This window comes from Rhizobium oryzicola (genome assembly GCF_030504645.1).
Classification (GTDB): Bacteria; Pseudomonadota; Alphaproteobacteria; order Rhizobiales; family Rhizobiaceae; genus Neorhizobium; species Neorhizobium oryzicola.
Genome location: NZ_JAUKWQ010000001.1, coordinates 358,421 through 373,497, shown reverse-complemented (window position 1 = coordinate 373,497; position 15,077 = coordinate 358,421). Strand labels below are relative to the sequence as shown.

Here is a 15,077-nt window from a genome sequence, read left to right as displayed (position 1 = left end):
CAGACACGGACTAGCGAAGATCACGCCGCATGACAAGCGCTGCCGTCCGGGTACCATCAGCCGCTGTATAATAGGCAGGCCTGCGCGCCACTTCCGCGAACCGCAAGCGACGATAAAGCGAGACCGCGGCGACGTTGGTTTCCTCGACTTCCAGGAACATCGAGTCGGCACCACGATCCTGCGCTTCACGCATGGCCGCCTGCATCAACCGCCAGCCGAGGCCAGAGCGGGCGACCTTTTCCGTAACGGCAATCGTCAGAATTTCCGCCTCGCCCGCGGCTTCCCGCGCCAGCACGAAACCGCCCAAGGGCCTGCTGAAAAAGGCATTGGTCTGCAACGCGCAGAAGCCGAATACGCCGGCCTGCGTCAGCAGACTGAGCATCTCCTCCTCGCTCCACTGGCGGGAAAAGCGCTGGCCATGCAAGTCCGACACACCGCGGCAGTCATTATCCTGCATCGGTACGATATCGAAGAAAGGTTTCCAGGTCAGGTAGTCATCAAGCATGGGCAGTTTTACGCGCGGGCGAGAGCGAATCCATCCTGCGGTTTAGCATCGGGGCCGCGAAGGTAAAGCGGTTTTGGTGCCAATGCTTTATCATCCGCTTCAGCCGCGATGCGGGCAACGGTCGCGATGTCGAAACGATCCGGCTCCGTCGCTGCGGGCTCCCCGCGCAAAAGCGGTGCTGCCGTGCCGATGATCTCTGCCTGATATTGATCGGCCAGCGCCTTCAGCGCTTCCAGCGTCACGATCTGCGGCTCGGTCAAGGGCTTGCCATCCGACCCGAAAGCCTGTGCATAAATCTCGGAGCGCTTGGCATCCATTGCGGCGATGACGGGGCGCGAGACATCGCAATCGAGATGAGAACGCGCCATGGCATTCAGCGTCACCACACCGACCGCCTGTGCTGGCAGGGATAACGCAAGGCCTCTCGCTGTCGCAACGCCCACGCGAATGCCGGTGAAGGAACCGGGGCCGATGGTGACCCCGATGCGCGCGATGGACTGAAGCGGCAAGCTGGCCGCAGCAAGCACCTCATCGATCATCGCCATCAGCCGCTCGGCATGGCCCTTGCCGATGCGTTCCGTGATCTCGGACAGGATACGGCCCTGTTCCGTACAAAAGACCGCAGCGGAACAATCCACCCCGGCCGTATCGATGGCGAGAACCTTCATGATGTCAGAGCGCTTCGACGGCCTGGACCTCGGGCACGAAGTGCTTCAACAGGTTCTGCACGCCATGTTTCAGCGTGGCCGTGGAAGACGGGCAGCCGGAGCAGGCGCCCTTCATGTTGAGATAGACGGTACCATCGCGGAAACCCTTGAAGGTAATATCGCCGCCATCCTGCGCCACAGCCGGACGTACGCGGGTTTCCAAGAGCTCCTTGATGGTCGCAACGATCGTGCCGTCTTCCTCATTGAAGAATTCGCCTTCCTGATCCGACAGTTCCGCCGTTGCAGCAGAGCCGCCCATGATCGGCTGGCCGGACATGAAATGCTCCATGATGGAGCCAAGGATCGCTGGCTTCAGGTGCTGCCATTCCTGGGCTTCCTTGCTGACGGTCACGAAATCATAACCGAAGTAGACGCCGGTCACACCCGGAATGGCGAACAGGCGCTGCGCCAGCGGCGAAGCTTCCGCTTCGTCGGCGGAACGGAAATCCGCCGTGCCCTTTTCCATCACGACCTTGCCGGGTAGAAACTTCAACGTGGCCGGATTCGGGGTGGCTTCCGTCTGGATAAACATGATTCAGTCTCCTCGGCAGCCGCATCGCCACCAGTTTAGAATTCTTCCAAAGAAGATAATCCGTCTCAGGTTTGGGTTCAAGTGCGCAATGGCTGAAAGATGCGGAATCCTCCCCGCCATTCAAGCCAGCGCGTCGATTTCCTCATCCGTCAGGGTATCAGGGAGAACCGTGACGGGGATTGGAAAGGCTGCACCGCGACCGGCGATAGAGGAGACAAGCGGTCCGGGACCCTCTTTGGTCGAGCCTGCGGCGAGGATCAGGATCGCCACATCGCGATCCTCCTCGATCACCTTGTTGATCTGCTCGCTGGCGCCGCCTTCGCGGATCACCACTTCCGGATCGATGCCGATCGTCTCGCGCACGCGTTGCGCCGCCTTCGCCATGACGGCCTCTGCCTCTTCCCGCGCTTCTGCGCGCATGATCTGCTCCACACCCAGCCATTGCTGGAAATCGCCTTCCGGGATCACGTACAGCAGAACGAGGGCGCCATTCGTATTCTTGGCGCGGCGACCGGCATAGTGGACAGCCTTTTCGCATTCCGGCGTGCCGTCGATGACAGCCATGAACTTGCGCCGGTGCCCTTCAAGCCGCGACAGCCGTTTGGAAACCATGCATCCCCCCGTATCCCAAATCTCGACCGCATCAATCGAGTTGCGAACTTATACCAATCGCAGAAAATGAAAACCCGCCGCGCTGTGCACGCGACGGGTTGAAAAAGTCGATCGAGATGAATCAGCGCAGGAAGCCGACGATGTCGAAGACATCCTTCATGACCGCTTCCGCACGGGCACCGGCCCGCTCGCCACCATCGCGCAGGATGGCATCGATATGGCTGGTATCGCCCAGCAGGCGCTGCATTTCGGCGCTGATCGGCGCCAGCACATGCACGGCCAAATCGGCAAGCGCCGGCTTGAAGACCGAGAACTGCTGACCACCGAATTCGGCGAGAACATCCGCCTTGGTCTTGTCGGCGAGCGCCGCATAGATGCCGACGAGGTTGTCGGCTTCCGGGCGGCCCTTCAGGCCATCCACTTCCGAGGGAAGACCATCCGGATCGGTCTTGGCCTTGCGGATCTTCTTCAGGATTTCGTCGGCATCATCCATCAGGTTGATGCGTGAGAGATCCGACGGATCGGACTTCGACATCTTCTTGGTGCCGTCACGCAAGCTCATGACACGCGGCGCCGGCCCATCGATCAGCGGCTCGACCAGCGGGAAATAGCCATGGATCGGCTCTTCGCCGACGACCATGTCGACACCCTTGCCGGTGGCGCGGATCTTTTCCTGGAAGTCAATATTGAACTTCTGGGCGATGTCGCGAGCGAGTTCCAGGTGCTGCTTCTGGTCATCACCAACAGGCACATGGGTGGCGCGGTAGACCAGAATGTCAGCCGCCATCAGGCTCGGATAGGCGAGCAGACCAAGCGAGGCATTCTCGCGGTCCTTGCCGGCCTTGTCCTTGAACTGCGTCATGCGGTTCATCCAGCCGATACGCGCGACGCAGTTGAACACCCAGGCGAGTTCCGCATGCTGCGGCACGGCGGCCTGATTGAAGACGATATGTTTGACCGGATCGATGCCGGAAGCGATGAAGGCGGCGGCAATCGAACGGATCTGGCCGCGCAGGTCCTCATGCACCAGTTGTGCGGTGATGGCATGCAGGTCCACGACGCAGTAGATGCAGTCATTGTTTTCCTGCAGCGCCACGAACTTGCGGATCGCGCCGAGATAATTGCCGAGATGGAGATTGCCGGTGGGCTGAACGCCCGAAAACACGAGCGGAGAAAAACTGTTCATATCGTCCTCGATAGGCTGGTGGAGGGCCACAGGCTTTCGGAAACGAGGCATCGGAAAGGGTGAGTTCTTCCCGCGTCCCGCCCCTTAAGGCCAGGCTATTTTACGCGGCGCATCAAGCACAGCAGAACCCGTTCGATCAAGTGGCTTCAAGACAACAGCAGAAGTTTAATCGGGGGCGATACTGAGCCAGCGAGTCCTTGGGAATGCCCCTCACCCGGCCTCCGCTGCGCTCGGCCACCCTCTCCCCGTTTCACGGGGCGAGGAAGATTGGCGACGGCTCGGCAAATTCGTCCCCTCTCCCCGCGTGCGGGGAGAGGGTTAGGGTGAGGGGCAAACCCCGAGTTTCCCCATGCAGAACGACTCAGTTACACCGCATGCTGGATCAGATCCCACAAGTTTCCGTAGAGATCGGAAAACACGGCGACCGTGCCGTAGGGCTCATGGCGAGGCTCCTCCAGAAAGCGAACGCCCTTGGCGAGATAGGCCGCATGATCGCGGGCAAAGTCATCCGTCTTGAGGAAGAAGCTGACACGGCCTGCCGTCTGGTTGCCGATTGCCGCCCGTTCCGCGTCGCCATCGGCACGGGCGAGCAACAGGCTTGCGCCGTCCGTACCCTTTGGCTTCACCACCACCCAGCGCTTACCCTCCTCCGGCAGAGGTGAGTCGAAGACGACTTCAAAACCGAGGGTGCCGCAATAGAAGTCCTTGGCGCGGTCATAGTCATCAACGATGAGCGTCACGAGAAAAAGCGATTGGGCGGACATGGCGAGACTCCAGGTTGGCTCAGCAGATGTGCATGAAGCACGCCGCCATGCAACGGCTCATCGGAAGAGGTTTGGCCAACATCCCCACCAGCGTCATCCTCGGCCTTGAGCCGAGGATCCATTGATGTCCAGCAAATTCAATCGGTTGTAGATGCTCGGGTCAAGCCCGAGCATGACGAAGTAGATCAATGCGTGAAGGCCGCAGCGATGAGCGTCTTGGTGTAATCCTGCGCCGGACGGTCAAAAATGTCGTCCGTCGGACCTTGCTCGACGATCTTGCCGTTCTTCATGACCACCACATGGTCGGAGATCGCCTTGATCACCGACAGGTCGTGGCTGATGAAGACGTAGGAGAGATCATGCTTCTGCTGCAGGTCACGCAGCAGCTCGATCACCTGCCGCTGCACCGAGCGGTCGAGCGCCGAGGTCGGCTCGTCGAGGATGACCACCTTCGGCTTGAGGATCATCGAGCGGGCGATCGCGATACGCTGACGCTGGCCGCCGGAGAATTCGTGCGGATAGCGGTTGCGGGCACCCGGATCGAGGCCCACTTCCTTCAGCGCCTCGACGGCACGCGCATCCCGCTCCGCCTTGGTCAGGTTCGGTTCATGCACATAGAGGCCTTCGGTGATGATCTCGCCGACCGTCTGGCGCGGCGACAGCGAACCGTAGGGATCCTGGAAGACGAGCTGCATCTGACGGCGATAGGGGCGCATGCCCTTGCGATCGAGATGCGAGATGTCGTTGCTGGCGAAGCTGTAGCGGCCGTCCGAATCGAGCAGGCGCAGCAGCGCGCGGCCGAGCGTTGACTTGCCCGAACCGGATTCGCCAACCACACCGATCGTCTGGCCCTGGCGCAGCGTGATGTTGATGCCATCGACCGCGCGGAAGGTACGGTGGCTCTTGAAGAACATGCCAGTGCCGATCTGGAAATCGACCACGACATTTCGACCTTCGAGAATGACCGGAGCATTATCCGCCGGCGGCGCCTTGGAACCGGAGGGTTCGGCCGCCAGCAGCATCTTGGTGTAATCGGCGGTGGGTCGCTCGAAGATATCGTCGCGCGTGCCCTGCTCCACCACCTCGCCACGGCGCATGACGACGACGCGGTCCGCCACATGCTTCACGACGCCGAGGTCATGGGTGATCAGCACGATCGCCATGCCAAAACGCTTCTGCAGGTCGGCGAGCAGATCGAGGATCTGCGCCTGGATCGTCACGTCGAGCGCCGTTGTCGGCTCGTCGGCGATTAGGAGATCGGGCTCATTGGCGAGCGCCATGGCAATCATCACGCGCTGGCGCTGACCGCCGGAAAGCTCGTGCGGGTAGCTGTCGATGCGGCGCTCCGGTTCCGGAATGCCGACAAGCTTCAGAAGCTCCAGCACGCGGGCGCGTGCCTGGGCCTTGCCCATGCCACGGTGATGGATCAGCGGCTCGGAGATCTGCTTGCCGACCGTGTAGAGCGGATCGAGCGAGGTCATCGGCTCCTGGAAGATCATGGTGATCTTGGAACCGCGCACATCGTTGAGAGCCTTCGGGCTTGCGCCGATCATCTCGGCACTGCCATAGCGGGCCGAGCCGGAAACGCGCCCGTTCTTGGCCAGCAGGCCCATGATTGCCATCATGGTCTGGCTTTTGCCGGAACCGCTCTCGCCAACGATCGCCAGCGTCTCGCCCTTGCGGACGTCGAAGTTGACGCCCTTGACGGCATTCACCTCACCATCCGGCGTGGTGAAATTGACCTTGAGATCCTTTACCGTCAGCACGGTAGTCTCAGTGGTGTTCATATTGTCAGCCATTCTCAGCGATCCTTCGGGTCAAGCGCGTCACGCAGGCCATCGCCGACAAAGTTCAGCGAAAACAGGGTGATGACGAAGAAGGTCGCGGGGAAGATCAGCAGCCAGGGCGCATTCTGCATATTGGCTGCCCCTTCGGAAATCAGCGTGCCCCAGCTGGCAAGCGGTGCCTGAACACCAAGGCCGAGGAAGGACAGGAAGCTTTCCGTCAGGATGACATGCGGCACGACGACCGTCACGAAGACGATGACCGGACCGATGGTGTTGGGAATGATGTGGCGGCGGATGATCTGCCAATCGGTGAGGCCGAGCGCCTGCGCGGCACCGACGAATTCACGCCGCTTCAGGGAGAGCGTCTGACCACGCACGATACGCGCCATTTCCAGCCATTGCACCGCGCCGATGACGACGAAGATCAGCACGATGGAGCGGCCAAAGAAGACTACCATCACGACCACAAGGAAGACGAAGGGCAGCGAGTAGAGGATTTCGACGACACGCATCATGACGTTGTCGATACGCCCGCCGAGATAGCCCGATGTCGCGCCGTAGACGACGCCGATGCCGAGCGAAACGAGCGACGCGGCAAGGCCGACAGCGATCGAGATCTGCCCGCCCAGCATGACGCGCACCAGAAGGTCGCGGCCGTTGCTATCGGTGCCGAAAGGGAAATACTCCTGAGCAACACGACCGGTCAGCACCATGGAGAGCTGGTCGGGCGCCGTTTCCTTGACCTGCGTGTCCTTGAATTCGTTGACGCGGTCGAAATAGCGGACTGTGCGCGGATCGATCGGGCTGGAGGCGGATACCTTGGCCGTGAACGTGCCCTTGGCAACATCGAAGCTTTCCAGCTTCAGACGTGCGCGCTTGGCGGTCGCATCGGCCACATCCTGCAGCGTCGATGTTTCCGGCAGCGGCTTCAGGCTCGGCGGCACCGAGACATAGGACGGGAAGACTTCGTCATATTTGTGCGACACCAGGAACGGGCCGCCAAAAGAGAACAGGGCGATCAAAAGCAGCATGAACATGCCGCCCATGGCCGCCTTGTTGCGGCGGAAGCGAAGCCAGGCCAGCTGGCCAAGGCTGCGGCCTTCGACCTTGTTGGTGTTTGTGGTGGAGATATCAGTCATGGCGGACCCTCGGGTCGAGCAGACCATAAGCAATGTCGACCAGGAGGTTGAAGACGATCACGAACACCGCGACGATGACGACGGTGGCCATGACCAGGGGATAATCGCGGTTCAGCGCACCCAGCACGAAGAAGCGGCCGATACCGGGAATGGTGAAGATGCTTTCCACCACGGCGGAACCGGTGAGCAATGCAGCAGCAGCCGGTGCGAGATAGGATACAACCGGCAGCATGGCGCCACGCAGCGCATGCGTGATGACGACGACGCGAGACGGCAGACCGTAGGCCTTGGCGGTGCGGATGTGATCCGTATGCAGCGCCTCGATCATGGAGCCGCGCGTCAAGCGCGCGATGATGGCGATCTGCGGCAGGGCGAGAACGGTGATGGGCAGGGCAAGTTGCCGGATCGAGCCATCCCCCCAGCCACCGGCCGGAAGCCAGCCCAGCATGAGGGCGAAGATGAGCGTGAGCACCGGACCCATGACGAAGGTCGGAACCGTGATGCCGACCGTCGAGACGGACATCAGCGCGATATCGATGATGCCGTTCTGGCGAAGGGCTGCCGTCGTGCCGAGAATGACCCCGCCAATCAGCGCGATGGACAAGGCCGTGGCACCGATCTGGACGGAATAGGGCAGCGCCTGCGCAATCAACTGCGCAACGGTGTTGTCCTTGTAGATGAAGCTCGGACCAAAATCGCCCTGCACGGCATTGGCCAGATAGTGGATGTATTGCTTCCACAGCGGCTGGTCGAGCTGATAGGTCTTCATGATGTTTTCCATCGTCTCCGGCGGCAATGGACGTTCGAGATCGAACGGGCCGCCCGGTGCGAAGCGCATCAGGAAGAAGGAAATCGTGATGACGAGGAAGACCGTGGGTACGGCGCTCGCCAATCGTCGCAGAACGAAGTTGATCATGGTCGAATTAAAAGGCGCGCGACGAACATTTTCGTTCGCCGCGCGCCAATCTCCAGATGACGTTACTTGGAAACGCTAAGGAACTTGGACAGGTGGTTGTTGGTCGAGTTATCGACCCAGCCCTGAACCTTGTCAGACACCAGCCACAGATCGGCGGTCGCCATCAGCGGCGCCAGCGGCTGGTCGGCAACCAGCATGGTTTCAGCCTGACGCATCAGTTCCATGCGCTTGGCCACATCACGTTCCTCGTAGGACTTCTTGATCAGTTCGTCATACTTCGGGTTGTTGTAGTGCGGGTAGTTGAACGTCTTGTTGGTGCTGACGTTCAGCGCCAGGAAGTTTTCCGGGTCCGCATAGTCGGCAGCCCAGCCGGCGCGGGCAACGTTGAACTTGCCGCCTTCCTTCAGGTAGGAATAGTGCGAGGCCACATCGAGGTTGACCAGCGACACGTTGGCACCCAGAGCCGTCTTCCACATGTTGGCAACCGCAGTCGCAACACGCTCATGGTTGGTGTTGGTGTTGTAGCGGATCTCGATGTTGAGCGGCTTGCCGCCCTTGCCGTAACCGGCTTCCTTCAGAAGCTCGACAGCCTTGTCTTCGCGGTCGATCTGCGACATGGAGGCGAAATCGGGCTGCGGCGGCTTGCCGTAACCTTCCATGCCATCCGGAACGAGCGAGTAGGTCGGCAGCTGCGCGCCCTTGTAGATTTCGTTCGACAGGAAGTCGCGGTCGATCGCCATGGAGAGCGCACGACGGACGCGGATGTCGTCATACGGCGGCTGGCGCATGTCGAAGGCGTAGTAGTAGGTCGACAGCGACGGAGTTACATGAACCTGATTGTTGTAGGCGGCGCGCAGGCGCTTGATCTGGTCCGCGGAGAAGTTGTAGGTGACGTCCAGTTCCTTGGCTTCGAAACGGCGAACGGCAGCCGCAGCGTCTTCGATCGGGTAGAAGATCACCTTGTCGATCTTGACGTTGCTGGCATCCCAGTAATTCTCGTTCTTGACAACCGTCAGCGTGTCGTTCGGAACATGCGACTGCAGCTTGAAGGCGCCGTTGGACACCATGTTGCCAGGCTTGACGAACTGGTCGCCGAACTTCTCGTAGTTCGCCTTGCTGATCGGCAGAGCCGTGTAGTGCGACAGAAGCTGGATGAAGTAAGGCGTTGCACGCTCCAGCGTGATTTCCAGCGTCTTGGCGTCGATGACCTTCACGCCCAGATCTTCAACCGGGGACTTACCCTTGTTGACGGCTTCGGCGTTCTTGATCGGGTAAAGGAGGTTTGCGTATTCGGCAGCCGTCTTCGGGTTCTCGATGCGGCGCATTGCGAACTGGAAGTCTTCAGCCGTTACCGGCGAGCCATCCGACCACTTTGCGTTATCGCGGATCTTGAAGGTGTAAACGGTACCATCGTCGGAGACCTTCCAGCTTTCGGCCGCACCCGGTGCAATCTCGCCCTTGGCATTATGAATGACCAAACCTTCGAACAGATCGTAGATCACGAAGCCTTCGATGTTGATCGAGATATGCGCATAATCGAGCGACTTCGGCTCGCCGCTATTGCCGCGACGAAGAACGGTTTCGGCAAATGCGTTGCTGGCGCCAAGAATGAGCGTGCCGGCAAGAAGAGCGGTTGCGAGTTTGGAATTCACGAGAGCCATGACAGTCTCCTTTTCCCCGTGGGTGTTTTTTTACAAATAGTGGTGAAACGCGAATCCTGTTTGGATTACAAGCCCAAATCAGAAATGTTGTTCTCCAATCAAGATTTTGTGAGCCTTCCTTTTGTGGCCCGGCAATTTCTGAAAAGAAGTTTCCGCTTGCGCGCAATGACATGACTCAAGAAGAAAACTTTTCCACAGAGATCCCTACAGTCCAGCAAGGCAAAATGTCGGTTCCGAGCGTCGCAACAAGGCGTCAACTGGCTGAAAAAGTAAATGAGGGTTAAGCTTCTGGGCAGGACAGATCTCAAAATTGAGCAAATTTGTCCTTATTGACGTCACTTTCTGAAACGAAATGCTCCGTCGACTTCAATGCACGCCTGTGCTTTCGGGCGTCCGGTTGACGGAGATAAACATGCGCATCCTGTTTTGCGTGGCGCTCGCCTCACTCATGACGATTTCGACGGCGTTCGCAGGAGAAGTGGACATGGTCAAGAAGCGCCGCGGCAACCTGTTCAAACACGACTATACGGCGGCCTATTCGGTTCAGACGGTCAGCGTGAAAACGGCCTGCTTTCCGGAAAAGCTGGAAGCCATCCTCGCCCATATCCGCGATGAAACCGGCCGCAAGCCGATCGTAACGTCAGGGCATAGACCACGTGCCGGGACATCACAGCACAGCCACTGCCTGGCGGCCGATATTCGCGTGCCTGGCCTTTCCGACAAGGCGATCATCGCCGCCGCGTCGACGGCTCCGGGCATTGGTGGCATCGGCCGCTATTGCAACGGCATCATCCATGTGGATGTGGGGCCGCAACGCCGCTGGACACATTGCGGACGTTCGAGGTCGTAGCCTCGGGTCAGCCCTTGGCTTTGCGCTTCAGATTGCGGCGGATCATCCCGAGATCCGCCCCGCCAATGGCAAAAGCGGTAGCGAAATAGACCAGCATAGCCAGGCCTATCAGCGCAAACAGTGCCGCGGTCTTTTCCAGAAGCGGTGTACCTGGCACCAGCCACGACTTGGCGTAATCAAGGCCATAGATCAGTGCCGTGCACATGACGCCGGTTGCGACCAGCAGAAGTGCGGCCCGCCGCGCCAAGGCCCATTCCCATTGCAGGTCGCCGCGACGCAGAAGCGTCGTGAAAAGAAGAACCGTGTTGATCCAGCCCGCCGCCACTTCCGCCGTGGCAATGCCGCGTTCGGCAATCAGCGGGAAGAGCGAAATGGCGAGAGCAGAATTCACGACAACCGACAGCATGGTGAAACGCATCGGCGTCCTGGTATCCTCGCGGGCATAAAATCCCGGCTGCAATGCCTTGATCATGACGAAGCCCGGCAGGCCCAGTCCGTAGATGGCGAGGATGGAGGCAACGACTGTGGTATTGTCGGCGGAGAAGGCGCCACGCTCATAGAGCACGCGGATAATGGCCTCCGACAGCATCCAGATGCCACCCGCCGCCGGCAGCGTCAGGAACAGCACGAATTCGAGCGAACGGTTCTGGATATTTGCCGCTTCTTTCATGTGGCCGGACTTCAGCGCACGGGCAAGTTCCGGCAGCAAAACGACACCGACAGCAACACCGACCACACCCAGCGGCAACTGGTAGATTCGATCCGCATATTGAAGGGCCGCGATCGCGCCTTCCTTGGCGGAGGCAATCGCCTGACCGATGATCTGGTTGATCTGGGTAATGCCGCCGGTAACAGCAGCCGGAATGGCCAGCACCAGCAAGCGCTTGACATTAGGGGTGAACCGCGGCGCGCGGAAACCGATCCTGATGCCCGCGTGAATGACGCCGAAATAAACGACCGCAAGCTGGAGAATGCCGGCAACGAGGACGCTCCAGGACAGATACCAGGCCGTCGTCAACGGATCAGTTCCCACCCACAAGGCGTAGAACAGCGCACTGATCATGACAACGTTGAGGAAGACGGGTGCGATGGCCGCCGCGAAGAAATGATGCAGCGAGTTCAACATGCCGCTCATCATGGCCGTCAGCGACATGCACATGAGATAGGGGAACATCACCGCGGCCATGCGGATGGTGATCGAAGTCTTTTCCGGGTCGTCGGCGAAACCAGGCGCAATGATGAAGCGCACCAAAAGCGGCATGGAAAGCTCCATGACGATGGTGATGACCAGCAGCACCGTGAAGAGGACGCCGAACACTTCCTCGGAAAAGCGTTTGGCACCCTCGACGCCGTTGGCCTCGATCTCCTTCGAAAACAGCGGCACGAAGGCCGCATTGAACGCCCCTTCCGCAAACAGCCGGCGGAAGAGGTTAGGGAAACGGAAGGCCGCGTAAAACACGTCGGCCATGGGTCCGGTGCCGAGCGCTGCCGCCATCAGCGTCTCACGGGCAAAGCCGAATAGGCGGCTTCCAAGCGTTGCTCCGCCAACGGTCGCGAATTTCTTGACGAGGCTCATGCTTGTGCGCGTGTGGTGCGGATGGTTGTGGCGGAGGCTGGATCGGGCGCGATGATGCCCGACGGCATGCCCTTGCGCAATTCATCCTCCTGCTCGCTGACGACAGTCTTCAGCCGTTGCAGGATCGTTCCCTGACGGTTTTCATTGGTGATCTTCTGGCCGACGAGATCGGTGACATAAAAGGTGTCGATCACCTTCTCGCCGAATGTGGTGATGCGGGCCGAATGAATATCAAGCGACAGATCGGCCAGCACGGAGGTGATTTCCGCAAGAAGACCAGTGCGGTCGAGACCTTCGACTTCCAGAACCGTGAACTTGTTCGACAACGTGTTGGAAATCGTCACCGAGGGATGAACTGTAAAGGTCTTGTTGCGCTTCTTGGCCTTGGCGCGGGTGGCGATGACCTCTGGCAGGCGCTTTCGGCCGGCAAGAACATCCTCGATCATGCGGCCGATCGTGGCCGCACGGCGAAGTTCGTCCTCGTCGTTCTGGAATTCGCGGCTGACCAGAATGGTATCCAGTGCCCGGCCGTCGGTGGTGGTGAAGATCTGCGCGTCGGCAATGTTGGCACCGGCAGCCGCACAGGCACCTGCGATGATCGACAAAAGGCGCGGATGGTCCGGCGCCAGCACCGTGATTTCCGTAATTGCCCGAAAGCTGTCGGTGCGCACCATGGTGGCAAGCGCCTTTTCGGAGCGATCGGCTTCGCGGATGAAGGTGACATGCCGTACCTGGTCTTCCAGCGGCACAGACAGAAGATAGGGCTGGTAATGCAGCCGGGAATAGAGCTTGCGGTCCTTCTGGCTCCAGTCGGAAAGCGCATGCGCCAGTGCCTCTTCCGAGGCTTTCGCGCGCTCCTTGCGAGAAACTTCGGAAAAGCCGCCCGACAGCAGCAACTCGGTTTCGTAGTAAAGGGTGCGCAGCAACTGGCCCTTCCAGCCGTTCCAGACACCCGGACCGACAGCTCTGATATCCGCAATCGTCAGGATCAGCAGCATCTTCAGCCGGTCGAGCGACTGCACGGTATCGGCAAAGTCGGTCACCGTCTTGCGGTCGTTCAGGTCACGCGTCTGCGCCACCATCGACATCAAGAGATGCTGGTCGATGAGCCAGACCACCAGATCCGTCTGCTTCGGCTTCAAGCCAAACCGAGGGCAGAGCTTGCGGGCAACGCGCGCACCAGCAATGGAATGATCCTCCTGACGGCCCTTGGCAATATCGTGCAGCAGCACTGCCACATAGAGCGCCTCGCGCTCCTCGATATGCGGCATCAGCTTGTTGGCGAGCGGATGCTCGTCCGCAAACAGGCCCTTGTCGATATTCGACAGCGCCTCGACGGCGCGGATCAGATGCTCATCCACCGTGTAGTGATGATACATGCTGAACTGCATCATCGCGACGATCTTGCCGAATTCCGGAATGAATCGCCCCAGAACGCCCGCCTCGTTCATGCGGCGCAGCGTCATGGCGGGATCAATGCGGGACGTGAGGATCGACATGAACAGTCGGTTCGCCTCGGCATCCTCACGCAAGCGGTCATCGATCAATGACAGGCAGCGGGTAATCGCCTTCAAGGCATCCGGGTGGTACTCAAGCCCGTGCAGATCGGCGACGTGGAACAACCTGATGATGCTGACCGGATCGCGCTTGAAGACCTCGGGATCGGCCAGCGCAATGCGGCCCTGATCCTCCACGAATTCAGAACTGCCGGGAATGCGGCGCACACGACGACGGAACCGGGAAATCACGCCTGTCAGGCCCGGCGCGGGCTTTGCCTGTTCCTCTTCCAGAGCCGCGCAGAGGATACGTGTGAGATCGCCCACATCCTTCGCCACCAGGAAGTAATGCTTCATGAAGCGTTCGACTGCTGAAAGACCCGGGCGGGCATGATAGCCGAGGTTTTCTGCAATTTCGCGCTGGATATCGAAGGAGAGACGCTCCTCCGCCTTGCCGGTCAGGAAGTGCATGTGGCAGCGAACCGCCCAAAGGAAGTCTTCCGCCTTCTGGAACAGGCGCCATTCCTGGCGCGACAGCACGCCGAGTTTCACCAGTTCTTCCGCCGTGCGGACACGGTAATGGTACTTGGCAATCCAGAACAGCGTCTGGATATCGCGCAAGCCACCCTTGCCTTCCTTCACGTTCGGCTCGACCAGATAGCGCGTATCGCCTGCCTTCTTGTGGCGCGCATCGCGCTCGCCGAGCTTGGCGGCGATGAAATCCGGACCGCTATGGTTGACGATCTCGCCATAGAAGCGGTTCTGCAGATCCTGCTCCAGCTTGACGTTGCCGCAGATATAGCGCGTCTCAAGGATCGCCGTGCGGATGGTCATGTCCTGCTTGGAGAGCGCAATGCACTCATCCACCGTGCGGGTGGCATGGCCCACCTTGAAGCCCAGGTCCCAGAGAACATAGAGCAGGAATTCCACTGCCTTGCGCATTTCATCGGTGTTCTTGGGCGGCAGTAGAAAGAGAAGATCGATGTCAGATCCGGGTGCCAACGTGCCGCGACCGTAACCGCCGACTGCCGTCACCGACACATCGGCGGTAGACTTCGGATAGATATGCTTGGCAACGAGAGCGTAAATGACTTCGATCAGCCGGTCCTGAATCCAGGAAATGCGTTCGGCGCAATTGAGACCGCTGCCGTCTTCCGAAAGCTTCTGTCGTGCCTTCTCGCGACCTTCATTGCTCGCCTGGCGAAGAACCGGCAGCAGCGCTGCTCTCACTTCCAGAAGCTTTCCGGAGCCCTTTGCCGCCACGGCATCGCAGTCCTTACGCAACTGCTGCACATCGAGAAGTTCGGAAAAATCGATTTCGTGTCTTGCCATGTCATCCTGCCGGT

The 15,077-nt window shown here is 59.8% G+C and carries 13 protein-coding genes; 1 reads left to right on the top strand and 12 read right to left on the bottom strand.

The features are described from left to right. Positions 1-10: 10 nt before the first annotated feature. From Q2T52_RS01805 to Q2T52_RS01760, 10 genes are all read right to left on the bottom strand, one after another. Positions 11-505, bottom strand: coding sequence for a GNAT family N-acetyltransferase (locus Q2T52_RS01805; protein WP_302074965.1), 495 nt, complete (start codon positions 503-505; stop codon positions 11-13). A gap of 8 nt (positions 506-513) precedes the next feature. Further along, on the bottom strand, positions 514-1,173 hold the full coding sequence (gene tsaB / locus Q2T52_RS01800) for a tRNA (adenosine(37)-N6)-threonylcarbamoyltransferase complex dimerization subunit type 1 TsaB (protein ID WP_302074964.1): 660 nt from the start codon (positions 1,171-1,173) through the stop codon (positions 514-516). 4 nt (positions 1,174-1,177) lie between these two features. After that, entirely contained in the window at positions 1,178-1,744 is a 567-nt protein-coding gene (locus Q2T52_RS01795; RefSeq protein WP_302074963.1) for a NifU family protein, read from the bottom strand. Between the two features lie 120 nt (positions 1,745-1,864). Beyond that, positions 1,865-2,356, bottom strand: a complete 492-nt coding sequence (locus tag Q2T52_RS01790; RefSeq protein ID WP_302074962.1) for a universal stress protein — start codon at positions 2,354-2,356, stop codon at positions 1,865-1,867. A 121-nt stretch (positions 2,357-2,477) separates the two neighbouring features. Further along, the gene (gene trpS / locus Q2T52_RS01785; protein ID WP_302074961.1) at positions 2,478-3,542 is read right to left on the bottom strand and encodes a tryptophan--tRNA ligase; all 1,065 of its coding nucleotides are present in this window, start codon (positions 3,540-3,542) and stop codon (positions 2,478-2,480) included. Between the two features lie 365 nt (positions 3,543-3,907). After that, positions 3,908-4,306: a VOC family protein gene (locus tag Q2T52_RS01780; protein ID WP_302074960.1), complete on the bottom strand. Its 399-nt coding sequence runs from the start codon at positions 4,304-4,306 to the stop codon at positions 3,908-3,910. Between the two features lie 185 nt (positions 4,307-4,491). Beyond that, positions 4,492-6,093, bottom strand: a complete 1,602-nt coding sequence (locus Q2T52_RS01775; RefSeq protein ID WP_302076003.1) for an ABC transporter ATP-binding protein — start codon at positions 6,091-6,093, stop codon at positions 4,492-4,494. A gap of 14 nt (positions 6,094-6,107) precedes the next feature. Next, entirely contained in the window at positions 6,108-7,232 is a 1,125-nt protein-coding gene (locus Q2T52_RS01770) for an ABC transporter permease (RefSeq protein WP_302074959.1), read from the bottom strand. Further along, positions 7,225-8,148 carry an ABC transporter permease subunit gene (locus Q2T52_RS01765; protein ID WP_302074958.1) on the bottom strand — a complete coding sequence of 308 codons (924 nt, stop codon included), beginning with the start codon at positions 8,146-8,148 and terminating at the stop codon, positions 7,225-7,227. The genes Q2T52_RS01770 and Q2T52_RS01765 overlap by 8 nt, the downstream gene beginning before the upstream one ends. A 62-nt stretch (positions 8,149-8,210) precedes the next feature. Beyond that, complete coding sequence (locus Q2T52_RS01760) at positions 8,211-9,809, bottom strand: peptide ABC transporter substrate-binding protein (protein WP_302074957.1); 1,599 nt, start codon at positions 9,807-9,809, stop codon at positions 8,211-8,213. A 412-nt stretch (positions 9,810-10,221) separates the two neighbouring features. On the opposite strand from Q2T52_RS01760, the gene Q2T52_RS01755 reads away from it, so the two are divergent. Then, positions 10,222-10,659 carry a YcbK family protein gene (locus Q2T52_RS01755; protein ID WP_436799473.1) on the top strand — a complete coding sequence of 146 codons (438 nt, stop codon included), beginning with the start codon at positions 10,222-10,224 and terminating at the stop codon, positions 10,657-10,659. A gap of 7 nt (positions 10,660-10,666) precedes the next feature. Here Q2T52_RS01755 and murJ read toward each other — a convergent pair whose 3' ends face one another. After that, positions 10,667-12,235 (bottom strand): murein biosynthesis integral membrane protein MurJ, encoded by a 1,569-nt coding sequence (gene murJ, locus Q2T52_RS01750; protein WP_302074956.1) that lies wholly within the window; start codon positions 12,233-12,235, stop codon positions 10,667-10,669. Further along, positions 12,232-15,063, bottom strand: a complete 2,832-nt coding sequence (locus tag Q2T52_RS01745) for a [protein-PII] uridylyltransferase (protein WP_302074955.1) — start codon at positions 15,061-15,063, stop codon at positions 12,232-12,234. The genes murJ and Q2T52_RS01745 overlap by 4 nt, the downstream gene beginning before the upstream one ends. Positions 15,064-15,077: the final 14 nt, after the last annotated feature.